At 69.7% G+C, this 20,884-nt stretch carries 29 protein-coding genes; 26 read left to right on the top strand and 3 right to left on the bottom strand.

All coding sequences use genetic code 11. The features are described 5' to 3' along the window. From STRNI_RS41250 to STRNI_RS41215, 8 genes are all read left to right on the top strand, one after another. Window positions 1-370: DUF5753 domain-containing protein (locus tag STRNI_RS41250; protein WP_277413421.1), on the top strand; the 370-nt coding region annotated here is incomplete at its 5' end. A gap of 10 nt (window positions 371-380) precedes the next feature. After that, window positions 381-581 carry a DUF397 domain-containing protein gene (locus STRNI_RS41245; RefSeq protein WP_277411915.1) on the top strand — a complete coding sequence of 67 codons (201 nt, stop codon included), beginning with the start codon at window positions 381-383 and terminating at the stop codon, window positions 579-581. Window positions 582-903: 322 nt separating this feature from the next. Next, window positions 904-1,290: a hypothetical protein gene (locus STRNI_RS41240; RefSeq protein WP_277411914.1), complete on the top strand. Its 387-nt coding sequence runs from the start codon at window positions 904-906 to the stop codon at window positions 1,288-1,290. Continuing rightward, window positions 1,287-2,114: a DNA glycosylase family protein gene (locus tag STRNI_RS41235; protein ID WP_277411913.1), complete on the top strand. Its 828-nt coding sequence runs from the start codon at window positions 1,287-1,289 to the stop codon at window positions 2,112-2,114. The genes STRNI_RS41240 and STRNI_RS41235 overlap by 4 nt, the downstream gene beginning before the upstream one ends. Further along, window positions 2,077-3,198 carry a radical SAM protein gene (locus tag STRNI_RS41230; protein ID WP_277411912.1) on the top strand — a complete coding sequence of 374 codons (1,122 nt, stop codon included), beginning with the start codon at window positions 2,077-2,079 and terminating at the stop codon, window positions 3,196-3,198. Before STRNI_RS41235 ends, STRNI_RS41230 begins: the two co-directional genes overlap by 38 nt. A gap of 13 nt (window positions 3,199-3,211) precedes the next feature. Next, window positions 3,212-3,379 carry a hypothetical protein gene (locus STRNI_RS41225; protein ID WP_277411911.1) on the top strand — a complete coding sequence of 56 codons (168 nt, stop codon included), beginning with the start codon at window positions 3,212-3,214 and terminating at the stop codon, window positions 3,377-3,379. A gap of 79 nt (window positions 3,380-3,458) precedes the next feature. After that, window positions 3,459-4,268 (top strand): phosphotransferase family protein, encoded by an 810-nt coding sequence (locus STRNI_RS41220; RefSeq protein WP_381844129.1) that lies wholly within the window; start codon window positions 3,459-3,461, stop codon window positions 4,266-4,268. Window positions 4,269-4,280: 12 nt separating this feature from the next. Further along, the gene (locus STRNI_RS41215; RefSeq protein WP_277411910.1) at window positions 4,281-4,724 is read left to right on the top strand and encodes a dCTP deaminase/dUTPase family protein; all 444 of its coding nucleotides are present in this window, start codon (window positions 4,281-4,283) and stop codon (window positions 4,722-4,724) included. A 66-nt stretch (window positions 4,725-4,790) separates the two neighbouring features. Here the strand turns inward: STRNI_RS41215 and STRNI_RS41210 are convergent, their stop codons facing one another. Beyond that, window positions 4,791-5,288, bottom strand: coding sequence for a phosphoribosyltransferase (locus STRNI_RS41210; RefSeq protein ID WP_277411909.1), 498 nt, complete (start codon window positions 5,286-5,288; stop codon window positions 4,791-4,793). Window positions 5,289-5,480: 192 nt separating this feature from the next. On the opposite strand from STRNI_RS41210, the gene STRNI_RS41205 reads away from it, so the two are divergent. Then, window positions 5,481-7,304, top strand: coding sequence for a recombinase family protein (locus STRNI_RS41205; RefSeq protein ID WP_338149823.1), 1,824 nt, complete (start codon window positions 5,481-5,483; stop codon window positions 7,302-7,304). A gap of 54 nt (window positions 7,305-7,358) precedes the next feature. Here STRNI_RS41205 and STRNI_RS41200 read toward each other — a convergent pair whose 3' ends face one another. Next, the gene (locus STRNI_RS41200) at window positions 7,359-7,571 is read right to left on the bottom strand and encodes a hypothetical protein (RefSeq protein ID WP_277413419.1); all 213 of its coding nucleotides are present in this window, start codon (window positions 7,569-7,571) and stop codon (window positions 7,359-7,361) included. A gap of 120 nt (window positions 7,572-7,691) precedes the next feature. Next, window positions 7,692-8,177, bottom strand: coding sequence for a hypothetical protein (locus STRNI_RS41195; RefSeq protein WP_277413418.1), 486 nt, complete (start codon window positions 8,175-8,177; stop codon window positions 7,692-7,694). A 164-nt stretch (window positions 8,178-8,341) separates the two neighbouring features. On the opposite strand from STRNI_RS41195, the gene STRNI_RS41190 reads away from it, so the two are divergent. The 17 genes from STRNI_RS41190 to STRNI_RS41115 all read left to right on the top strand — a co-directional run bounded on the left by STRNI_RS41190 (window position 8,342) and on the right by STRNI_RS41115 (window position 20,884). Continuing rightward, entirely contained in the window at window positions 8,342-8,500 is a 159-nt protein-coding gene (locus STRNI_RS41190) for a hypothetical protein (RefSeq protein WP_277413417.1), read from the top strand. Between the two features lie 14 nt (window positions 8,501-8,514). Next, the gene (locus STRNI_RS41185; RefSeq protein ID WP_277413416.1) at window positions 8,515-8,790 is read left to right on the top strand and encodes a hypothetical protein; all 276 of its coding nucleotides are present in this window, start codon (window positions 8,515-8,517) and stop codon (window positions 8,788-8,790) included. Then, the gene (locus STRNI_RS41180) at window positions 8,787-9,842 is read left to right on the top strand and encodes a YqaJ viral recombinase family nuclease (RefSeq protein ID WP_338149822.1); all 1,056 of its coding nucleotides are present in this window, start codon (window positions 8,787-8,789) and stop codon (window positions 9,840-9,842) included. Before STRNI_RS41185 ends, STRNI_RS41180 begins: the two co-directional genes overlap by 4 nt. Then, a complete protein-coding gene (locus STRNI_RS41175; RefSeq protein WP_277413414.1) occupies window positions 9,839-10,750 on the top strand; it encodes a recombinase RecT in 912 nt (303 codons plus the stop codon). The genes STRNI_RS41180 and STRNI_RS41175 overlap by 4 nt, the downstream gene beginning before the upstream one ends. A gap of 183 nt (window positions 10,751-10,933) precedes the next feature. Further along, entirely contained in the window at window positions 10,934-11,734 is an 801-nt protein-coding gene (locus tag STRNI_RS41170; RefSeq protein WP_277413413.1) for a hypothetical protein, read from the top strand. Then, entirely contained in the window at window positions 11,731-12,552 is an 822-nt protein-coding gene (locus STRNI_RS41165; protein WP_277413412.1) for a zinc finger domain-containing protein, read from the top strand. Before STRNI_RS41170 ends, STRNI_RS41165 begins: the two co-directional genes overlap by 4 nt. Next, window positions 12,549-12,794 carry a hypothetical protein gene (locus STRNI_RS41160; RefSeq protein WP_277413411.1) on the top strand — a complete coding sequence of 82 codons (246 nt, stop codon included), beginning with the start codon at window positions 12,549-12,551 and terminating at the stop codon, window positions 12,792-12,794. The genes STRNI_RS41165 and STRNI_RS41160 overlap by 4 nt, the downstream gene beginning before the upstream one ends. Next, complete coding sequence (locus STRNI_RS41155) at window positions 12,791-12,973, top strand: hypothetical protein (protein ID WP_277413410.1); 183 nt, start codon at window positions 12,791-12,793, stop codon at window positions 12,971-12,973. The genes STRNI_RS41160 and STRNI_RS41155 overlap by 4 nt, the downstream gene beginning before the upstream one ends. Continuing rightward, complete coding sequence (locus tag STRNI_RS41150; protein ID WP_277413409.1) at window positions 12,970-13,314, top strand: hypothetical protein; 345 nt, start codon at window positions 12,970-12,972, stop codon at window positions 13,312-13,314. Before STRNI_RS41155 ends, STRNI_RS41150 begins: the two co-directional genes overlap by 4 nt. Then, entirely contained in the window at window positions 13,311-14,117 is an 807-nt protein-coding gene (locus STRNI_RS41145; protein WP_277413408.1) for a hypothetical protein, read from the top strand. Before STRNI_RS41150 ends, STRNI_RS41145 begins: the two co-directional genes overlap by 4 nt. Window positions 14,118-14,230: 113 nt before the next feature. Then, a complete protein-coding gene (locus STRNI_RS41140; RefSeq protein ID WP_277413407.1) occupies window positions 14,231-14,677 on the top strand; it encodes a helix-turn-helix domain-containing protein in 447 nt (148 codons plus the stop codon). Further along, complete coding sequence (locus STRNI_RS41135) at window positions 14,677-15,909, top strand: PBSX family phage terminase large subunit (RefSeq protein WP_277413406.1); 1,233 nt, start codon at window positions 14,677-14,679, stop codon at window positions 15,907-15,909. Before STRNI_RS41140 ends, STRNI_RS41135 begins: the two co-directional genes overlap by 1 nt. Window positions 15,910-15,973: 64 nt before the next feature. Next, window positions 15,974-16,405: an HNH endonuclease signature motif containing protein gene (locus tag STRNI_RS41130; protein WP_277413405.1), complete on the top strand. Its 432-nt coding sequence runs from the start codon at window positions 15,974-15,976 to the stop codon at window positions 16,403-16,405. Further along, window positions 16,392-17,867: a phage portal protein gene (locus STRNI_RS41125; protein WP_277413404.1), complete on the top strand. Its 1,476-nt coding sequence runs from the start codon at window positions 16,392-16,394 to the stop codon at window positions 17,865-17,867. Before STRNI_RS41130 ends, STRNI_RS41125 begins: the two co-directional genes overlap by 14 nt. A gap of 17 nt (window positions 17,868-17,884) precedes the next feature. Continuing rightward, window positions 17,885-20,128 carry a phage minor capsid protein gene (locus tag STRNI_RS41120; protein WP_277413403.1) on the top strand — a complete coding sequence of 748 codons (2,244 nt, stop codon included), beginning with the start codon at window positions 17,885-17,887 and terminating at the stop codon, window positions 20,126-20,128. Between the two features lie 3 nt (window positions 20,129-20,131). Beyond that, the gene (locus STRNI_RS41455; protein ID WP_338149821.1) at window positions 20,132-20,314 is read left to right on the top strand and encodes an Rmf/CrpP fold protein; all 183 of its coding nucleotides are present in this window, start codon (window positions 20,132-20,134) and stop codon (window positions 20,312-20,314) included. 78 nt (window positions 20,315-20,392) lie between these two features. Continuing rightward, on the top strand, window positions 20,393-20,884 hold the full coding sequence (locus STRNI_RS41115; RefSeq protein WP_277413402.1) for a hypothetical protein: 492 nt from the start codon (window positions 20,393-20,395) through the stop codon (window positions 20,882-20,884).

Below are 20,884 nucleotides of genomic sequence, written 5' to 3'. Positions count from 1 at the left end.
GCGTGAGAACCCACCACAGTTCGAGGCGATCGTTTTCGAGGCCGCTCTACGCATGAGGGTGGGCGGGCGAAAGGTCGCCCGCGATCAACTCGAATACGTGTTGTCCGCGTCCGAGCGCCCCGGGATTACCCTGCGAGTGATTCCGTTCACGAGCGAGGACTTTATCGAGGTCACACAAACAGTGATGTATGCACGCGGTGTCGTGACGCAGCTCGACACTGTCCATATCGACACCCCGTTCGGCGGCGGATTCCTTGATGCAGCCGCGGACCTAAATCGATACCGCACACTGCTCGACCTCGCCGAACAGGCAGCACTGACCCCCGAAGAGTCGCGAAGTTTTATTCACCACGTCGCACGAGAACTGTGAGAGTCCAGGAATGAACAGCGAAATCAAGTGGCAGAAGTCGAGCTTCTCCGGTGGCGGCGGTGAGCAGTGCCTCGAATTGGCCGAGGTCGCCGGCGAGATCCTCGTACGCGAGAGCGACGACCCCGGCGTGATCGTGAAGACGACGCAAGCCAAGCTGCGCGCGTTCGTCCTCGGCGCGAAGAACGGTGAGTTCGACCACCTTTTCAGCTAGGCGCAACCAGGGCCCAACGATGCCCCCCACCCGATCCGGGTGGGGGGCATCTGCATATGCCAATCCGCATGTATGCCCCGGAGCACACTTGCCGCCTCGCCCGCCGTAGCGCTACCGTCGCAATGCGTCGCCGCCTTGGGTCGATCCCTCGGCAAGTCCGTACCCAACGGCGCGTAACTCTCCCTGTTCTAACGCCTTTTGGGAGAGCCCCCGTAGGTTGCCCCTGCCTGCCTGCCCTGACAGGTAGGGGCAACCATGGCGCTAGGGCAGGAGAGCGGCTATGCACAACCGCCAGTCGGCCACAGCCTCACCAGGGGCAACCTTGTCTCGCGTCGCTCCGCTCGCCGAGGCTCACGTCGAGCAGGGATACCTCGTTGCCGTCCTATGGCGCAGGTCGACCAACCGCGCCGACGAGGAACCACCGAAGATCGCGAGCGCACCGCACATCGTGCCGACCGCACACGCCGCCATCCGCGCCATCCGCGTCAGCCTCCGCACACACCACGTGTTCGGCATGACTCCGCGAGAGCAGCGCCGTGCGGTCGAGTGGTCCGAAACCGGGTGGGTGCATGCGCTCGCCACTCTCCGGAACGGCGATACCAGCGCCTTCACTGTCGTGCTCAGCAGCGGCGGACAAGCCGAGTGGTCCGCAAGACCAATTACGTATCTCAGCCTGTCCACCTGCCTGCGCGAGGGGCCAAGCGCATGAACGCAACGATCATCACCGATCACCTTGGATGGGGCGAGGCAGCGGCCGGCGAGCCCGTACGACTCGTCGAGCACAACGGCGCTGCATGGGTGGCGCTTTGGGCCGACGAGTGCCTCATCATGCGCCCTACAGGCTCGGGCCATATGGACGCCCCGCCCGTGGCGTACACGTCGCCCATCCGCCTGCCGTACGACGACGAAATGCAGCCGCTCGTCGACGAGTTGATGCGGTTGGGCACCGTGCAACGGCTCACTAACCCGTCGTTGTGGGACGCCATCACAACCGCGTTGCTGCGACAAGCCACCCCAGGGGAACGAGCACACACGACCCACCGTGTGTACTGCGCCACATACGGCCGCACCCTCGATACGTTCGCCGGCCCGCTGTCTCTCGTCCCGAGCCCCGAGCGCGTGCTCACCGTCTCCGACGGGGGGTTCGCCGCGGTCGGCGCAGCCACGGCGCGCGAGGCCCTACGCTCGGCCGCCGAGGCGTACCTCGTCCATGCCGAGCAATGGCAGCACACCCCGCCCGAGGCCCTCGTGCAGTGCCTCGCCGACGTTCGCGGAATCGACGCCGCCGCAGCAGCCGTAGCAGTGGCCGACTTCACGAGCGACTACTCGATCTACCCGCACGGCGACCTCGCCCTGCGCACATGTGCAAGCCGAGCGGCCCCCGCCCTTTCGCTTCCAAGCACCGACCGCGAGTTCGAGGCCCTGTGGCGACGATGGGCCCCCGATCCCCTCGCCCTGCACACCCTGACTCTGTTCACGTTGACATGGGGGAACCATGCACGCGCCCACGCGCACGCACGATCTGATCGTTAGTCCGTTCCTCGACGAGTACCTCGTGTTACGCCCGGGCGACGTAAGCGGCGTGAAGATCAAGGGGCATCACTACTTGGAGTTGCAGCAACGCGCGCACACCGAGGCGCCCTTACCCGCCTGGCTTCACAGCGCCGCGCGCCGCCGATGGGGACTCAACCTCGCCGACCGTCCGGTGCGCGAGTCGCTGCTCATACGCGACCCCTCGCCGTACGGGCACGGCCGCGCCTCGTACGAGGTGAACAACGGGTGCAACTGGGCTTGCGACCACTGCGTGTACGGGGCCAAGCGGCACGAGGGCCTCGCGTGGTCAGCCCGCGCGCGACTGCTGCGCATCCTCCGTGACGCCGGCGTTCTCTGGGTCGAGCTCGGCGGCGGCGAGGCCACCATCGACAAGCACTTTCCCGAGACGTACGCGCTCGCCTACGACCTCGGCATGATGGTGGAGATCCTCACGAACGGGTCGACTCTGTTCCGCCCGCACATGCTCGACCTGCTCACCAACCGGCCCCCCTACCGCGTGACGCTCAGCGTCTACGGCGCCACCGAGGACACGTTCGACCGCTTCACTAACCGGCGCGGCGCCTTCAAGAAGTTCATGCGTGGGTTGGCCGCTGCGCGCGAGGCCGGCCTGCCTCTGTCTCTCAGCGTGGTCATCACCGAGAAGAACGCGCACGAGGCACCCGCCATGCGAGCACTCGCCGAACGGTTCGCCTCCCGCGTCCGCGAGTACACGCACATGTCACCTACGTTCACCGGCGACTCGGAACCGCTCGCGCAGCAGGCACCCGAGTACCTGCACAACCGAACGCCTTTCACCGGATGCGACGCCGGCCACACGTCCTTGAACGTGAACCCTTTCGGTCTGGCGACCGTCTGCAAAGTCTCCCGCGATCACCCGATTCCACTCCTGAAAGAGGGGGTCGCGGGTCTTGCCCGGCTCGGGGGTATCTCCGACCGAGCGCTACAGCGTCACAGCGGTTGCAGTGGCTGCGCTCTACAGAAGACGTGCACCACCTGTATGCCGCTCGTGAACCTGTACCGCAAGGCCGGCTCGTCCCTGGATCGGTACTGCCAGCACGCATAAGAAGGAGACCGCCATGGCACCGCCCGTAGCGACCGCGCCCGCCGCCGTCGCGACCAAGCCCGTACCCGTCAACATCACGACCCGTCCCGCGGTCGACGACGAGATCGAGTTCGTCGACGACCTCGACAGCCTCGCCGGCAACGAGGCGATGCGCGGCTGCGGCAACGACAACCCGTACTAGGCCACTCCGCGCAACGCGACACCGAGGCCGCCCGCCGCGTGCGGGCGGCCTCGCCCATTCCGAGCCCTACACTCCCGCCGTGGTGACCATGAGAATGCATTGGGATGACCTACCGACTGCCACTCGCGACGCAGTCGCCGCCCGTACCGGCCCGATCTACGCAACGGCCAGCAGCGACAAAGGGCTGAACAGCGAGCTCGCCGCCACCCTCGACACGCGCGCCGGCCGCGTCTTCGTCAAGGGGCTGCGCTGCGATCACCCTCGCGCGTGGACTCAAGAGCGCGAGGCCACCATTAACCCCTACGTCGCTCCCCTCGCCCCGCGCCTGCTGTGGCGCATCAACGATGGCGAGTGGCACCTGCTCGGGTTCGAGCACCTCGACGGACGCCCCGCCGAGTACGCCCCGGGCAGCGACGACCTGCCGCTCGTCGCCGAGGCAATCATCACGCTTTCCGGCGTCCACGCCCCCAGCGACGTCGAGCTTAAACAGATCGAGCAGCGATTCGCCGACTACGTCGACCACCCCGACGACGCCGCACTGCTGCGCGGCGACACCGTCCTGCATACCGACTGGACGCCCGACAACGTCCTGATCGTGGGCAACGTCGCGCGCATCGTGGATTGGGCATGGCCTACCCGTGGCGCGGCGTGGATCGACGCCGCATGTTGGGTGGTCTGGCTCGTCGCTGCCGGACACGCCCCGGAAGACGCCGAGCTGTGGGCCGCTAAGACTCCGGCGTGGTCCACCGCGCCGGCGCGCGCTCTCGACGTGTTCGCCGCCGCGCAGCAACGGCTCTGGGCCGGTATCGCCTCGGACTCCCCCGAGGTCGCGTGGAAACGGAAGATCGCCGACGCCGCGCAGCAGTGGCTCACCTACCGGCAAGCCTGACGAGGGGGCACGATGCCGACCGACCCGACCATTCACCCGCACGAGACCCTCACCGCGCCTACGGGCGAGCGCGTACAGATCGACGAGGACATGTCGCCCATCGTCCGTGATCTGTGGCGCCTCGGATACGCGACGAGTGCCTGCTGCCAAGACGTCGGCGAGGCGACCGCCGGCGTTCGAGAGAAGCGCACGGACCCACTCGGATACGGGGGCGACCCGTTCATCGAGTACCACCGTGGATGGGCGCTGCTGAAACTTCCGATCCCGGACGCCATGCGCTTCGTGGCAATGCTTGCCGAGACGCCGACGTTCGGCGAGCGAGTTCGGCACCCATGGCGCCCCGGTTCATGGCGCATGAATGTTCCACTCGAACCGGACGGATTCAGCGACGCTGCTCTGCTGCACTTCCCGAAACAGCAGATTCCCGAGCTCGCCGAGACCCTACAGAACCAATAGGACCGCCCCCGAAAGACAGCGCCCGCCGACCCCGTGAACAGTGGGGACGGCGGGCGCTTGCACGTCTCAGGCGTCGAGCACCTGTCCGTCGCGGCGTACGACGGGCGGTTGAACTGACCAGGGGAAATTAATCCAATCATCCGTGCGCTTCCACACGTATTCGCACTTGACGAGGCTGTGCGACTTCTCATAAATCACTGCGGACCTAACCTCGGCTACAGCATCGAGGCAAAAGTCGTGCACGAGCTTCAGAGTCTTTCCTGTATCGGCCACGTCATCCGCGATCAGGACTTTCTTATTCGAAAAATCAATCGCGTTCGGTACGGGGGCCAACATAACCGGCATTTCGAGAGTCTGACCAACTCCCGTGTAAAACTCGACGTTGACAAGATGAATGTTCTTGCAGTCGAGGGCATACGCCAGCCCGCCGGCGACGAACACGCCGCCCCGCGCGATGCTCAGCACGACGTCCGGCTCGAACCCATCGTCGGCAATCGTCTGGGCGAGCTCGCGCACCGCGTCGCCGAACTTCTCGTAGGTCAGGTTTTCGCGTACATCGCTCATGAGGGGCCCCTCGCAGGTCTCAGTCAGTGGGAGTCAGATACGGCCGCAGGCGTGCCCGTGGGCACCGCCTCGGACGGGCGCCATCGCACGGCACCGGGCCCCCGGGCGAGAGATCGAGCGAGACCTACGGCTAGGCGCCGCGCATTGTGATTTACTCGGCGCCACGAACGTCATCCCGAGCGAGTCCCGGTGATGGCTACACCGCCTCTTGCGCGGGACAACCAGCGTAGTCCCGCGCAAGGCATAGTCTTGTTGCTGGAGGGCTACATGACGACGTCTGTTGTTGCAGCTCGGAGCGAGGTTCCTCGCTCCCTGGTCCTTACCGGTGATCGGGGCGAGGGTCCTCGCTCGTTCACTGGTTTGCGCGGCGCTAGGTACGCACGTAAGAGCGCGTACCGCGGGAAGAGCGCGCGCCGAGGCTTCTCGGTGCGCGAGCAACTCGACGCCTCGCAGGCTGACGCCGACCGCCTCGGCGTGGGCATCGTCGAAGACTTCGTAGACGATGACCGCTCGGCTTCTCGCTTCCGCGACCGCGAGCGCGAAGAGTTCGAGCGCATGATCGAGTGGATTGAGGCTGGAAAGCTCGACATCGTTTTCGTGTGGGCGTCGACTCGGCTTCAGCGCGAGTTGGACGTATACGTACGTCTGCGCAACGCCTGCGCGAGGCACGGCGTCCTGTGGTGCTACGGCAGCAAGGTCTATGACCTGTCGAACAAGGATGACCGTTTCCGCACGGGGCTCGACGCCCTGATCGGCGAGCGCGAGGTCGACGAGCTGCGCGACAACGTCAAGCGGACGTTGCGCGCGAACGCCGCGTCGGGCCGGCCGCACGGCATCACTCCGTACGGATATCGCCGCGTGTACGACCCACAAACGGGCGCTTTTGTCGCGGTCGAAAAGGACCCGCAGCAGGGCCCCATCGTCAAGGAAATCTGCAAGCGCGTCGCGAACGGTGAGCCATACAAGGCCATCGCTGCCGACCTCAATAAGCGGGGTGTTCCGGCGCCGGCGCTGCGTTGGACTAAGGGCATGGTCGTTCGCCTGTCGCACCACGAGCCGAGCGAGCCCGAATACCTGCCTCTGTGGCGCGAGACACTTGAGCGGCTCGCCCTCGGCGAGGATCAGCTCGCTATTGCCCGCGACTACAACGAGCGGGGTGAGCCGCTGATTGCTGCGGTCTGGCACGGTGCGACGATCAAGGACTACGCAACCGATGTTCGGTACACCGGCGCTCGCACTCACCATGGGCAGGTGACGAACGAGGCTGCGTGGCCCGAGATCGTGCCGAAGCGCCTTTTCGTCAAGTGCCAGTCGGTCATCAATGCGCGTGGCAGCAAGTCGACGAACTCTCGCCCGGGCATGGCGCGGTATCTGCTCTCCGGAATCATGGGTTGTTCTTCGTGCCGTGTTCCGGTCGTGTCGAATCCGACGGACTACGGCATGAACTACCAGTGCAAGCAGCCGGGAAAGAACGGCGCGAAGGGTTACCACGTCAGCGGGAAGCAGGCGCCCATCGACGAGTACGTGCGCGGCGAGCTGTTCAACTGGATCGCCTCGCCGGCGTTCGTCGAGGCGTACACCAAGGGCGACGAGGAGTTGCAGAAAAGGATCGCGGAGGCCGAGGCCGAGGCGACGTTGCTCAAGGGGCGGTTGCAGGAGTTCCGCGACAAGGCCATCACCGGCGGGCTGTCCGCGGATAGCCTCGCCGCAGTCGAGGCCGGCCTGACGCCGAAGATCAACGAGGCTGAGAAGGTGGCGAAGTCGTTGCGCGCTCCGGACGTTGTCGCGGACCTTGCCGGCGCAGCCTCGCGCAAGGAGATCGAGGCGGCGTGGCAGCAACTCACCGTCGCGCAGCAGCGCTTGATCGTCGAGTCGCTGCTCGATGTCACGCTGCATCCCGTCGGCAAGGGTCGTCACAGCCGTGCAGGGGTGGAGATTTCTTCGTACGTCTCGGTGGTTCGTAAGTCGCTGCGGCCGGCTGTGACGGATCAGAAGCAGCTCGCTAAGGCGGCGTGAGGTTAGAACGCCGGAAGGGCCGCACAGCGCGTGCTGTGCGGCCCTCGTCGTCTTCTAGCGGTTGTTCTCGTCCTCGGTGGGGCGTGGGGTTCTCGCCTCGTCGTCACGGCCCGAGTGGGGGGCAAGGCCGTTCAGTGCTCGTTGCAGGCCGGCCGCCCCTGTGGGGGATATGTGGCGCCGGTCCAAGTCGATGGTGAGTCCGTCCTCGGTTGCGCGGACGACTGCGACGGCTCCTGTGTCGAGATGGGTGCGGGTGACGCGGATCAAGTGTTGCCCCCTTGTTGCCATGACGGGACCTTGACTCGAACATATGCGCGAGTCAAAGGCCCGGACCACCATACTCCGGTCAACACCCCAGGTCACGCCCCTTTGACAGCGGGTGATCTTCTAGTTAGACGTCTCACCGCCCTCGGAAAGTTCCGGCGGTAGGTCCCCGGCGGCGTACCGCCTGAGTAGCTGCTCGACCTTCGGCATGTCCGCGCGCTTCATGCCCGGCGCATGCACGACGACGACTGTCGCATCGTCGCCACTGGCCTCGAACGGATCGTCGGCGACGAGGCCGCAGTACTGCTGAGACGCAGCCGTGCGCACATCCCGCTCGGTGACCTCGACGGCCGACATGATCGCCGCGGCGACCGCGCCGACGACTCCCGGCTCAAGCATGATCAGTTTGTCTTGCGCGATCCGGTGCAGGGTTGTGTACCCCACCTGTACCCCCGTCTCTGGGTCGACCGCCCGCTCGGCGAGCTTGCGGTACGAAAGCCCTGTCTTGTTGGCGGCACGTAGGAGATCCCCGAAGGGGGTGCCGTAGGGGGTGCCGGTCTCCGACACGCTGTCACTCCCGTTCTTGTTGCAAAACTCGAACAGTCTCATCTAATCGCACATCACCCCGCGTGGCCACGCCACCAATCGCGTTGACGTGCGCTTTCGCGCCTCGTACGGTTGCCGTGTTCGATATCTGCAACAGCCTCAAGGGCGCTATGCCTTGCTTTGCGCCCTTGGCTGTTCGATTTGTGGAACAGAACGGAGGGGGAGCCGTGACCAACCACGAGGCACACACCGAGCCGCACGAGGACACCGTGCCGAGCGAGGACACCGAGCCGAGCGTCGAGCAGATCGACTTGATTCGGCGAGTCCTCGCCCCTCACATCCACCGGGCGCGTGCTGAGCGCACCGAGCACCAGTCCGCAGCGTGAGGAGAGAGCAGCACGTGAGCAGCGTCGAGTTTGTCGGCCCGCCGCCCAAGCAGCGCAACACCAAGCACGCGCGCATAGCCGGCGAGCTGCGCGCACACCCCAACGTGTGGGGTGTCGTGCGCAAGCCCAACAGCATCACCCGCGCGGCGTCCGCGGCACAGGCCATTCGGAACGCCCGCCTCAATGCCTATGCCCCCGCGGGATCGTTCGAGGCTGTCGCCCGCACGGTTACCGAGGGCGGCGCCGTCGAGTACCGCGTCTACGCCCGATACATCGGGACGAGCAAGTGACCAGCGCGCCGGCACAACCGGCCACCGTGACACCTACCGGCGTAGTTGTTGCCCCGCCGAATCTCGACCGTGAGCAATGGCTCACCGTGCGGCGTACGGGAGTTGGCGGCTCGGAAGTCGCCGCGGTACTCGGCATGAGCAAGTACACCTCGGCACACGAGGTCTACCTCGACAAGCGGGGCGAGCTGCCGCTCGACCGTCCCCAGCACCCGGACCTCGCCGAGGCTGCGTTCTGGGGACTGGCACACGAGCCGACCATCGCCCGCGTGTTCTCCGAGCGCTCCGGCCTCGCCGTCGTCGAGGGCCCGGGGACGCTCACGCACGTCGAGCGCCGTTGGATGCTCGCCAACGTCGACCGGTACGTGCTCGACGAGGACGCGCAGCCGTCCAGCCTCTTGGAGATCAAGACGCGCTCGGCCTATCAGCTCGACGAGTGGCTCGACAGCGTGCCGGACGGGCCCGCCCTTCAAACGCACTGGTACCTCGCCGTCACCGGCTACTCGCACGCGCACGTCGCCGCGCTGCTCGGCGGTAACCGGCTGCTGATTCACCGCGTCGAACGCGACGAGGCCCTCGTCGAGCACCTCGTCGCCCTCGTCGGCGAGTTCTGGCAGGGAGTGCTCGACGGCACCCCGCCGCCGGTCGATGGGTCCGAGGCGACCGAGGAACTGCTCGGCCACCTCTACAAGGTCAAGGCCGATGCCGTGACCGTCGCCGACCCGTCCGAGGTCGGGCCGCTGCTGGAACGCCGGCGCGAGCTCAAGGCCCGCGAGGCGAGGACCGCCGACGAGCTGCGCGAGGTCGACAACCGCTTGAAGGCGGTCGCCGGCGAGGCCGAGATCGTCAAGACGCAGGGCGCCGTCGCCTTCACGTGGAAGCAGAACGGCCCGCTCGCGACGAAACGGTTCTCCGCCGCGCACCCGGACCTCGCACAGCAGTACACGCACCGCGTCGACGCGCTCGATACCAAGCGCCTCGCCGCCGAGCACCCCGACGAGTTCCGGGCGCACCGCGCCCGACGCCTCGTCGTCCCGAAGGAGTCCGCAGCGTGAGCACCAACCTTGCCGAGCGCGTCGCCAACAAGCGCACCCGGTCACACTCCCCCGCCGTCCAGCCCAACCGCCCCGCGCAGCCGGCGACGCTCGTGCAGTTCGTGCAGCAGATGCGCCCGGAGATCGAGCGCGCGCTGCCCGCGCACCTCGGCGGCGCCGACCGGATCGCGCGCATCGCGCTTACCGAGCTGCGCAGGGTCGAGCACCTCGCCGAGTGCACGCAAGAGTCGTTCGCCGGCGCGCTGATGACCTGCTCGGCGCTCGGCCTCGAACCGGGCGGCGTGTCCGGCGAGGCGTACCTGCTGCCGTTCTGGAACAAGAAGGTTCGGGCGTACGAGGTACAGCTCGTCATCGGCTATCAGGGCATGATCAAGCTGTTTTGGCAGCACCCGCTCGCGGCCGGCCTCGACGCACACACGGTGTACGAGGGCGACGAGTTCGAGTACGAGTACGGCCTCGAACCGAAGTTGACGCACCGGCCGGCGCGCGGCTCGGCCAAGGGACGGGCGACGGACTACTACGCCGTTGCGCGCCTGTCGAACGGCGGTAGCGCGTTCGTCGTGCTCGACGTCGACGACATCGAGACGATTCGGAAGCGCAGCAAGGCCAAGGACTTTGGGCCGTGGTCGACGGACTACGACGCGATGGCCCGCAAGACCGCCATTCGGCAACTCTTCAAGATCATTCCGAAGAGTGCCGAGCTCGCTCGGGCGGTCGCGCACGACGAGACCGTGCGGCGTGATGCGTCGCCCGAGGGGCTCGACGTGCCCGGGGACTACATCGAGGGTGAGACTGTGCCGCAGCCGGCCCCGCAGGGCGCCGAGCAGGCCACGGTCGAGGACGTGCCCTCGCAGTTCTCCGGATGGCCCGAGGCCGCCGAGCCAGCCGCGGCAGACGCCGCGCAGTGAGCCACGGGCCCGCCGTCCCGACCCGTTGTGGGCATTGGGACGGCGCCGCCGGCCGCCACTGTCGCGCCGTCGACGGCGTGCGCCACTACCTCACCGGCCACCGCTGCCCCGCCCATACTCCCTCCGCCCTCGCCGGCCGCCCCGAGGCCCCCGGCTCACCAACACCCGTAAGGAGAAGGACAGTTGAGCCGCGCCGCGACGGATTGGGTATGGGACCGCGCCACCGCCCGAGGTACCGCTCGAACAGTGCTGCTCGCCATCGCTGACAGGGCGAACGCCGACGCCATCGCCTACGCCGGTACGGCGATGCTCGTGCAGCGCACCCGCGCCGCCCGTTCGACCGTGCGGGACGCCGTCGACGCGCTGCTCGACTCGGGCGAGCTCGCCGTCGTCGAGGACGTCACCGGGCCCCGCGGGGAGACCGTTTACCGTCTGCCGCTCGTCGACGCGGAGGGGGCCGGAAATCGGCCCGGGCCGGATTCCGACCCGGGCCGAGGATCGGCCCCCCGGGGGCCGGAATCCGGTACGGAGGGGGGCCGGAATCCGGCCCGAGGGGGAGCAGAAACCGGCCCCCAGAACAAGAAGAACAAGAGAGAACAGGAAGCACAGCAGCAGCCGCGCGCGAACACCCCCGCTCGGTCCCCGCTGATTCCCGAACTGCACCCGCTCGGCGACGCCCTCGCCGCCGCCGGCGTCGCCGTCCGCTGGACGCTCGGCCTCGGCGAGCAGCGCGACGTCTGGCGCCTCGTCCAGCAGCACGGCGTCGAGGCCCTCGTCGAGCTCGCCGCCCGCCGCACCCAACCGGGCACCGAGCCGAAACCGGCCCGCTACTGGCTGCGCGTGTGGGGCGACCTCGACCGCGCACCGTCCGCTCGCCCCGGCCCCAACGTCGTGCCGCTGCGCTCGCCGGCGCCCGCCGCCTACACGGACAACCTCGCCGCCGGCCTCGCCCTGCTGAAAGCCCAAAAGGAGGGCACCCCGTGATCGACGAACACATCGCCGCCCTACTCGCCTACGCCGGCCGGCTCGACTCCCGCGTGCGCCGCGCCCTCGCCGACCCGCAGCAGTCCGCCCGCACCATCGCCGATTGGACGGCCGCCCTCGCCGAGGTCCCCGCCACCCTGCCCGACACCGGTTGGGATGCCTCGCAGGCCGTGCGCCGCTACTACGAGCAGCGCGCCGGCGACCGGTCCGCGCAGTTCCGCGCTGTCGAGCCGCACGACGTGCTCGCCGCATGGGCACCGCACCGCGGCGAGCTCATGAACCGGCACACCGACCCCGTACCGGCCGCGGACCCCGACGATCCGCAAGCATGGCGCGAGGAACTGCTCGGCACCCGAGCCGCGGTCGCCCACGGACACACCCCACCGGCGCAGTACCGCGCTGAGATCAACTCGACGGGGCAGAAACGTCTCGCCGCCCTCATGTCGGGAGTCGGCAACGGGCCGCGTCGCTACATGCCCGAGCACGTCGCCCGCGACCTCGCCCCCTACCGGCCGGCCCGGGCCCACCGCGAGGCGATCGTCGCCGAGGGCATCCCCGACCCGCTCGGCGTCCGCTGCCCGCACTGCCACGCGCAGCCCGACCAGCCGTGCCAGAGCGGATACCGGCGCAACGGCAAGGGCCGCCGCGCCCTGTCCGGCGTTCACCCCTCGCGCATCGAGTCCCTGATCGCCCAACTCGACCCCACCGACGACGAGCAGGCCGAGGCCGAGCAGGTCCGCCTCGCCCGCCTCATGTGCCAGCCACCCGCCCCGCGCGAGAGCCGCGCCCGCCACACCTCGGGAGGACACCGCCGATGACTCCCGCAGCCGCACGCGCAGTGATCGCAGCCCACTTGACCGACGCCCTCGACGTGCACCCCCACCTCGCCACACTCACCGCGGCCGAGCTGCTCGACCGCCTCGCCATCGAGGGATGGGAGATCAACACCACCCGGCACGCGCGACCGGTCGCGCCTCGCGCGCGGGAGACCCGCGGCGCTCGGCGCCTCGTCGCTCGCCTCACTCGCCGTACCCATACGAACGGAGAACCGACCCCGTGAACACCCAACTCGTCGCCGCGCTCGTCGTGCTGCTCGTCGTCGCCTCGGGCGTACCGCTCGGCCGGCTCGCCTGTCGACGAGACCCCGGGCCGTTGCGACGACACCCGGCTGATACCGGCGGCGCCTGCCCGCCGCACTGCACCACCTGCACCGCACTGAACGAGGGGGAAGCACGATGAACACCCGTACCCGCACCGATTCCCGTCGAGGCCGCCGCGAGCAGCGCGAGGTCGAGCGCGACGCCCGCCGCTCTCGTCTGCGCGTGCTGCTCGCCCGTGCCGACCGGGGCGTTCTCACTCCCGAGGAATCCGCCCTACTGCGCGGCGACGTCGAGGCCGAGATCACCGAGTGCGACACGCACCGCCGTAGCGCCGGCGGACAGCAGGCAGCAGCGATGCGCCTGCACACCCGGATCGAGGCCGCCGAGCAGTGCATCGCCGAGACCGAGGCCGAGCGCGACCGGTACGCCGCCGAGGCCGAGGCCCTGCGCCCGCACGCCGCCGAGGAGGGGCGCCGATGAACTACGCCACCGCCGTACACGAGACCGTCGCCGCCCTGCGTTCCATCCGCGAGCAGTGGGCCGCGCTGCTGCTCGCCATCGAGGCCCCGCCCTCGGACGTCTGGCCACCGCGGCAGCTCGCGCACACGATGCGGGCCGTCGACGACGAGCAGCTCGTCGTCGAGGACCGGGCGCCGCTCGTGCTGCGCGAGCACCCCGCACCGGCCAACCTCGACGCGCTCGACGCTGGCCTCGCCATCGAGCGGCAGGTGTTCGCCCTCGCCGACACCCTCGCCGCCGCTGTCCAGCACGCGAGCCACGGCGACCCGCGCCGATGGGACTACCAACACCCGGGCGCAGCAGACGCACGGGGCGCGGCCGGCTCGCGTGCGCATGGCCTGCACTTCGCGTGCGTGTGGGTCGAGGGGCGCGTGCTCGACGAGGACACCGAGCCCGAGCAGCAGCTCGACGGCTCCCTCGCCGCGCCGCCGTTCGCCCCTCTGCCCTCGCATCTGCTGCACGAGGCACGGCGTACCGCGCGCCTCGCCGAGGGCCGGCTGCTGCGGACTCTCGGCCTCGACCAGCGCACCACGCCCGTGCCCGATCGGCCGTGCCCGTGGTGCGGCGGCGAGCTCACCCTGCACACCGACCCGGACGAGGCGCCGAGGGTGACCTGCTCGACCGGCGAGGACTGCACGGCGCCCGTGCCGCTCGACGACCGCGGGCGGCGCGTGTGGGGGTGGGGCGATCTTGTCGCCCTCGTCGGCGCGCTCGCCGCCGCCGAGAAAGCATCCGAACAGGCTTGCGCCGTTATCGGTTCGTGACCTAATGTTGGGGGCGCCTCCGGCGTGCCCGGAAACCTCGGCCCCCTCGCTCGTCCGCCCCGCCACATCCCCCCCGTGGCGGGGCGGACGCATGTCCGCCGGGAGGTGAGCGCATGGCCGAGCCGATCACCGCCCGCGACCGCGAGGCCGTGCGCCGCCTGCACGCTGAGGGCAAGTCGCGTAATCACATCGCGAGGACGATCGGGCGCAGCGCCGCCACCGTGAGCAAGATCGCCCGCGCCGAGGGACTCACGTTCTCCGGTGGCGCTCGCGTCGCAGCAGCCACCGAGGCCCGACGAGCAGACGCCGCCGCACGGCGCGAGCAGCTCGCCGACGAGGCCCTCGACGGTGCCCTCGGCCAAGTCGTCAAGACCACCGGCGCCGAGTCCGCACGCGATGCCCGCGACCACGCCACCGCCGCCCGCGCCCTAACCGAGGTACATGCCCGAGTCGCCGAGCTCGCCCGCCAGACCGGCACCGGGAGCAGCGGCGGCGCGATGCTCGACCGCCTCGCCGACGTCCTGCTCGGACCGACCGGGGGTGACGGACAGGGGGTGTGATGGCTACGCCTCTCCCCCTGTCCGACAAGCAGCTCGCATCCATCCGCGGCGCCACGGCCCGTATCAACATCTGGCATGGCAGCGTGCGGTCGGGAAAGACGATCGCGAGCCTTGTCTGCTTCCTGCTCATGGTCCGCAGGGCGCCGGCCTCGGGCCTAATCGTCATCGTCGGGCGCAGTCTGCAAACGATCGAACGCAACTGCCTCGACGTCCTGCAAGACCCGACCCTGTTCGGCGACCTCGCCGCCGAGGTACGCCACACCCGCGGTGCCACAACCGCCGTGATCCTCGGGCGCGTTGTGCACCTCGTCGGCGCAGCAGACGCACGAGCCGAGGGCCGACTGCGCGGCATGACGGCCGCCCTCGCCTACGCCGACGAGGTCACGCTGTTGCCCGCGGCGTTCTTCCGGCAGTTGCTCGCCCGCCTGTCTGTGCCCGGGGCGAAGCTGATCGGCACCACGAACCCCGACTCGCCCCGGCATTGGCTGCGGACCGACTACCTCGACCGGGCCGGCGAGCTCGACCTCGCCGAGTTTCACTTTCAGCTCGCCGACAACCCGAGTCTTTCCGAGGCGTACGTCGCCGCCCTCGCCGCCGAGTTCACCGACCTGTGGCGCCGGCGCATGATCCTGGGCGAGTGGGTTGTCGCCGAGGGCGCGATCTACGACGCGTACGACGAGCAGCGGCACGTCGTCGACGAGCTACCGGCGATGCGCCGCTACTGGCTCGGCGTCGACTACGGCACGAGCAACCCGTTCTCGGCGATCCTGCTCGGCCTCGGCGACGACGGCCGCCTGTACGCAGTGAACGAGTGGCGCCACGACTCCCGCGCAGCCCATCGACAGATGACCGACGCCGAGTACAGCCGCGCCGTGCGCGGGTGGCTCGACGAGCTCGACGTCGTCCCCGAGTGGACGTTCATCGACCCGAGCGCGGCGAGCTACTCAACACAGCTTTGGGCCGACGGACACCCGGGCGTGACACGCGCCGTGAACGAGGTGATCGACGGTATCCGTAGCGTCTCGGTCGCCCTCGACTCTGGGCTGCTGCGCATCCATCGCTCGTGCGCCGGCCTGCTCTCCGAGATCCCCAATTACGTGTGGTCCGAAGAGGCCGCCGCCCGCGGCGAGGACAAGCCCGTAAAGAAGAACGATCACTCGGTCGACGCCCTGCGCTACGTGATCCATTCGACCGCGCACGAGTGGCGAGGACTGCTCGCCCAAAGCGCATAGCTCCCCAACTATTGCCCCGCTGCCGCCTGTTGGCCTCGGGGCCTCGTCATGTGAGGGGACGCCCGTGCACTGGTCCGACAGATTCCTCGCGAGCACCGAGGCCGGCCCGGGCGGTTGCTGGCAGTGGACCGGCTACCTCATGCCGAACGGATACGCCCGCATCAGCGTCGACGGCGAGAGGCAGTACGCGCACCGCGTCGCGTACGAGGCGTTCGTCGCCCCCATCCCCGCCGGCCTCGTCATCGACCATCTGTGCCGCAACCGCGGATGCGTGAACCCCGACCACCTCGACGCCGTGACGCAACGCGTCAACGTACTGCGCGGTGAATCGCACGCCGCCGCTCGCGCCCGTCAGGTCGCGTGCATCCGAGGCCACCGGTTCGACCACGCCAACACCTACCGGGCCACCAACGGCACCCGGAAGTGCCGCAGGTGCCGAGCGAACGCGCGCAGCCGCGCCCGCAGCAGACAGGGGGTCACCTGTGCCGCTGCCTGACAGCAACGCCCCGTGGCCGCCGCCGCAGCTCGCCCCGCTATACCGCGAGCTGCACGTCGACGATGCTTGGTACTCCGGAGACCGAAAGAAGCTCGCCGAGGTCTACCAGCACCAGCAGCGACGCGAGGACGGCCGGCGTCGCCTATGGTCCCGCCACCGCCACCCGCAGCCCGGCAAGCGCGACACCCGCCTGCACATCCCGCTCGCCGGCGACATCGCCACCACGAGCGCCGATCTCCTATTCTCCGAACCGCCCACCTTCACCGTGCCCGACACCGGCGCGCAGGACCGCCTCGCCGAGCTCGTCGAGGCCGGCGGCATCGAGAACACCCTGCTCGAAGCGGCCGAGGTCGCCGCAGCCCTCGGCGGCGTCTTCCTGCGGATCACGTGGGATACCTCGCTTGCACCCCGCCCCCTGCTCACCGTCGTGCACGCAGACGCCGCCGTACCGCGCTTTCGCTGGGGGCAGTTGACCGACGTCACGTTCTGGCGCGAGCTCGCCTCGGACGGCTCGACCGTATGGCGCCACCTTGAACACCACGAGCCCGGGCGCATCCTGCACGGACTGTACGAGGGGACCGTCGACCGCCTCGGCCGGCGCGTGCCGCTCACTGAGCACCCCGAGGTCGCCGGCCTCGCCGACTCCCTCGGCCCCGATGGCGACGCGATCGAGACCGGCATACCCGAGCTCACCGCCGCATACGTCCCCAACATCCGGCCCAACCGCCGCCACCGTGGGAGCCCGTTCGGACGCTCGGACTACGCCGCGCCCCTGCATGACCTCATGGACGCACTCGACGAGACATGGTCGTCGTGGCTGCGCGACATCAGACTCGGCAGGGCGCGGCTGATCATCCCCGACGGATACCTACGCGATCACGGGCCCGGACGGGGCGCCTCGTTCGACGACGACCGCGAAATCTGGCAGGGCCTGAACATCCCGCCCACCGAGGGCGGAGGAATCACCCTGTCGCAGTTCGCGATCAGGGTCGCCGAGCACCAGTCGACCGCCGACTCGCTCGTGCAGCAGGCCGTACGCTCCGCCGGCTACTCCGCGCAGAGCTTCGGACTCGGCGACCAGGGCGCCGCCGTCACCGCGACCGAGGTCACCGCCCGCGAGCGCCGCTCGATGATCACGCGTGACAAGAAGTCGCGTTACTGGCGCCCGGCCCTCGCGCACGTCCTGCTCGTCATGCTGCGACTCGACCGGGCGATGTTCACCCCGGGCCTTGTCGTCGACCGGCCGCGCGTCACCTTCGGCGACGGCGTGAGCGAGGACCCGCAATCGGTCGCACAGACCCTGTCGCTTCTCCAGCAGGCGCAGGCCGTGAGCACCGACACGAAGGTGCGCGCGCTGCACCCCGATTGGGACGACACCGCCGTACGGGCCGAGGTCGACCGCATCTTGACCGAGACCGGCGCAGCAGTGCCCGACCCGATGCAGGCCGGCGCCCTCGACTGAGTTCACGAGGGGGCGCCGTGCCGATCCACCCCGGAATGGTCGAGGACCTCTCGGCCGGCGTCCGCGATCTGTACGCGGACGCCGAGCAGCGGCTGCTCGGCGTCGTGGCACGGCAGCTCGCCGACGGGTTCGAGGCCCCGGGGTGGGCAACCAACAAGCTGCGCGACATACAGGCCCTACGCCGCGGCGCGCAGGGAGTTGTCGACGCTCTCGGCTCGGCAATGCAACTCGACGTGTTCGACGTCGTCGCCGAGGCGTACAACACCGGGGCCCGCGCCGGACTGGCCGAGCTCGGCGCCCTGCACGACAACGATCTGCGCCGCCTCGCCGACACCACGCCCAACACCCGCGCCGTTGACCGGCTCGCGCAGGAAACCGTCGACCTCGTCACCGCCACGCACCGCGGCATTCTCCGCGGCGTCGAGGACGGATACCGGCAGGTGATCGCCGAGGTAACGGCAACGCCGCTGCTCGGCATCGACACCCGCCGGCAGGCGACACAGCGGGCAATGGAGCGATTCGCCGACCGCGGACTGCGCACGTTCGTCGACCGGGGCGGGCGCGCGTGGCAGATGACGAGCTACGCCGAGATGGCCGTACGCACGGCGACCGGCCGCGCCGCGGTCGAGGCGCACGGCGACAAGCTGCGCGCCGCCGGCCTCGACCTCGTCATCGTCAGCAACGCCCCGCACGAGTGCCCCATCTGCGCCCCCTACGAGGGCAAGGTGCTGTCCCTCGACGGCCCGGGCGGCGCCCGCACTGTCGAGACCGAGCACGCCACCGAGGACGAGCGCACCGTGCGCGTGCACATCGCCGGCAGCGTCGACGAGGCGCGGCAGCACGGATTCCAGCACCCCAATTGCAGACACAGCCTGTCGGCATACCTGCCCGGGGTCACCCGCACACCGGTCGAGGCGTCCGAGGACCCCGACGGATACGAGGCCACACAGAAGCAGCGCGCCATCGAGCGCGGCATACGCAAGTGGAAGAACCGCGCCGCCTCGGCCGTGACACCCGAGGCCAAACGGATCGCCGAGGCCAAGGTGCGCCAGTGGCAGGCCAAGCAGCGCGAGCACCTGCGCCAACACCCCGAGCTCATCCGCCGGCGCGAGCGCGAGCAGCCCGGCGCAAGCAACCTCCCCCCGACCAGCGGCACCGCCGGCCGCCCCGGTACGCCGAGTGGCCCGGGGTCGGACCCGTTCGAGGCCGCGCGCGTCCGCTCGGGAGACGAGCGCACGCTGCCCGAGATGACCGACGAGCAGCTCGGCGCCGCGATCCGGCCCGGAGTGCTCGACGAGCGCGACCTCGACCGCATCCGCGGCGAAGGCGACCGGCGCGACGAGCAGGCCCTGCTCGACCGCATCCGCCCGAGCGGCCGGCTCGTCGACAACCTCGCCGAGTTCAGCGACGGCGAGCTCGCCCGCGTTTCTACCCACCTCGGCGACGACGACATGCTGCGCGTCATGGCCGAGGCCGACCGGCGCGACCTCGACGCCGCACTGCCCGGGGCACGACGCGACCTCGTCGGCATGTCCGAGCAGGACCTCGCCGCCCGCGCCCGGCACGTCGAGGACGACCGGCCAGCGATCGGCGCCGAGATCCACCGCCGGCGACTGCTCGGCGAGGTGTTCCCCGGCGGTCGCCTCGCCCGCGATCTGTCCGCCATCGGCGACGACGTCCTCGGTTGGGCCGTGCGCTATGCCTCGCCCGAAGATGCGGCGCGCATCGCCGACGAGCTCGACGCGCGATATCCGCCCGCCCCGATGCCGGAAGCGGCCGGCGCCCACACCGTCGAGGGACAGCTCGCCGACCGCGCCGCCATCGACGAGGCCCTCGCGCCGGCCGCCGAGCCGGACGCGTGGAACGGCCTTTCCGTCGACTGGTACGCCGGCATGTCCAGCACCGAACGATGGATCGCCGAGCGCGAGTACGCCGACATGCAGCAGCGCACCGCCTACACCCGTGCCGAGATTCGCGAGATGTACGGCGAGCACGTCTATGCGCAGGCCCTCGCCGCTGAGGATGCAACCAACGGCTACATGCTCACCAAGGCCGCGCAGCTCGCCGGCGTCGATCCGGTCTCTCTGTTCTCCGGTCCCGCGCACGTGGCCTACGCGCGTGCCTCGGAGGAGCTCAAGCGCTGGTGGATGGATAACCCCCGCCTCACGTTGGCGGAGTACGAGGAGATGGTCACCGGGCAGCGCAGCAGCGCCGCCGAGACCGCCCGCCGTTCTGGCACCGCGCAGCAGAACCGGCTCTAGGGGGTGGCAGTGGGACATCGAGGCGACCTCGTTCGCGCATTGCGCGCCGGCATCGACGCCGGCCGCGCCGCTTCCCCCGTGAGCGCGTGCCCCTACCCCCGCGGCGACCTGCGCCGCTCGGCGTGGGTGCGCGGCTACGCCAAGGCGCGAGCGCTCACGGCCGCCGCAGACACCGGCAGCGGGTAGACCGCTCTCCTTCCTCTCCCATCGGGCCCGCCCTCGGCGGGCCTTTCCCTTTTCGCACCATCCCGGAGGCACGCCCGTATGCCCGAGCACTCCCTCGACGAGACCCTGCCCGCCCACCCGCGAACCGGCGAGGTCGCCCTCGGCTTCCGTCGCGACGGACGCCCGATCTGGCCCATCAAGGGCGGCTCGGGCGAGGGCGGCGACCCTGCCCCGGCCGGCGACCCGAACACCCCGCCGGCGGGCGACCCGGCCCCCGCCCCGAACCCTGACCCGGGCGCCCCGTCGGCCCCGGACCCGGGCGCCGCGCAGCAGCTCGCCGAGGCCACGACCCGAGCCGAGCAGGCCGCCACCGAGCGCGACGAGCTGCGCGCCGCGCTCGACGCGGTGAATAAGGCGCTCAACCCCGACGCCGAGGGCGAGCAGGACCCGACCAAGCTCGCCGCCGCGGTCGCCGACCGCGACAAGCAGCTCGCCGACTCGGCCACCGAACTACGCACGGCACGCGTCGAGCTCGCCGCCTACAAGGCCGCCGGCGAGCAGGGCGCCCGGGCCGACCGGCTGCATCCTTGA

It is taken from the genome of Streptomyces nigrescens (genome assembly GCF_027626975.1).
Taxonomy (GTDB): Bacteria; Actinomycetota; Actinomycetes; order Streptomycetales; family Streptomycetaceae; genus Streptomyces; species Streptomyces nigrescens.
Note: the sequence above shows the minus strand (reverse complement) of the source record. Positions and strands in the feature narration are given on the sequence as shown.

Coding starts and splice junctions, on each gene's coding strand:
- STRNI_RS41245 (WP_277411915.1), top strand. CDS start 381: ATGAACAGCGAAATCAAGTGGCAGAAGTCGAGCTTCTCCGGTGGCGGC.
- STRNI_RS41235 (WP_277411913.1), top strand. CDS start 1,287: ATGAACGCAACGATCATCACCGATCACCTTGGATGGGGCGAGGCAGCG.
- STRNI_RS41230 (WP_277411912.1), top strand. CDS start 2,077: ATGCACGCGCCCACGCGCACGCACGATCTGATCGTTAGTCCGTTCCTC.
- STRNI_RS41225 (WP_277411911.1), top strand. CDS start 3,212: ATGGCACCGCCCGTAGCGACCGCGCCCGCCGCCGTCGCGACCAAGCCC.
- STRNI_RS41215 (WP_277411910.1), top strand. CDS start 4,281: ATGCCGACCGACCCGACCATTCACCCGCACGAGACCCTCACCGCGCCT.
- STRNI_RS41210 (WP_277411909.1), bottom strand. CDS start 5,288: ATGAGCGATGTACGCGAAAACCTGACCTACGAGAAGTTCGGCGACGCG.
- STRNI_RS41205 (WP_338149823.1), top strand. CDS start 5,481: ATGGCTACACCGCCTCTTGCGCGGGACAACCAGCGTAGTCCCGCGCAA.
- STRNI_RS41195 (WP_277413418.1), bottom strand. CDS start 8,177: ATGAGACTGTTCGAGTTTTGCAACAAGAACGGGAGTGACAGCGTGTCG.
- STRNI_RS41160 (WP_277413411.1), top strand. CDS start 12,549: ATGACTCCCGCAGCCGCACGCGCAGTGATCGCAGCCCACTTGACCGAC.
- STRNI_RS41150 (WP_277413409.1), top strand. CDS start 12,970: ATGAACACCCGTACCCGCACCGATTCCCGTCGAGGCCGCCGCGAGCAG.
- STRNI_RS41145 (WP_277413408.1), top strand. CDS start 13,311: ATGAACTACGCCACCGCCGTACACGAGACCGTCGCCGCCCTGCGTTCC.
- STRNI_RS41140 (WP_277413407.1), top strand. CDS start 14,231: ATGGCCGAGCCGATCACCGCCCGCGACCGCGAGGCCGTGCGCCGCCTG.
- STRNI_RS41135 (WP_277413406.1), top strand. CDS start 14,677: ATGGCTACGCCTCTCCCCCTGTCCGACAAGCAGCTCGCATCCATCCGC.
- STRNI_RS41115 (WP_277413402.1), top strand. CDS start 20,393: ATGCCCGAGCACTCCCTCGACGAGACCCTGCCCGCCCACCCGCGAACC.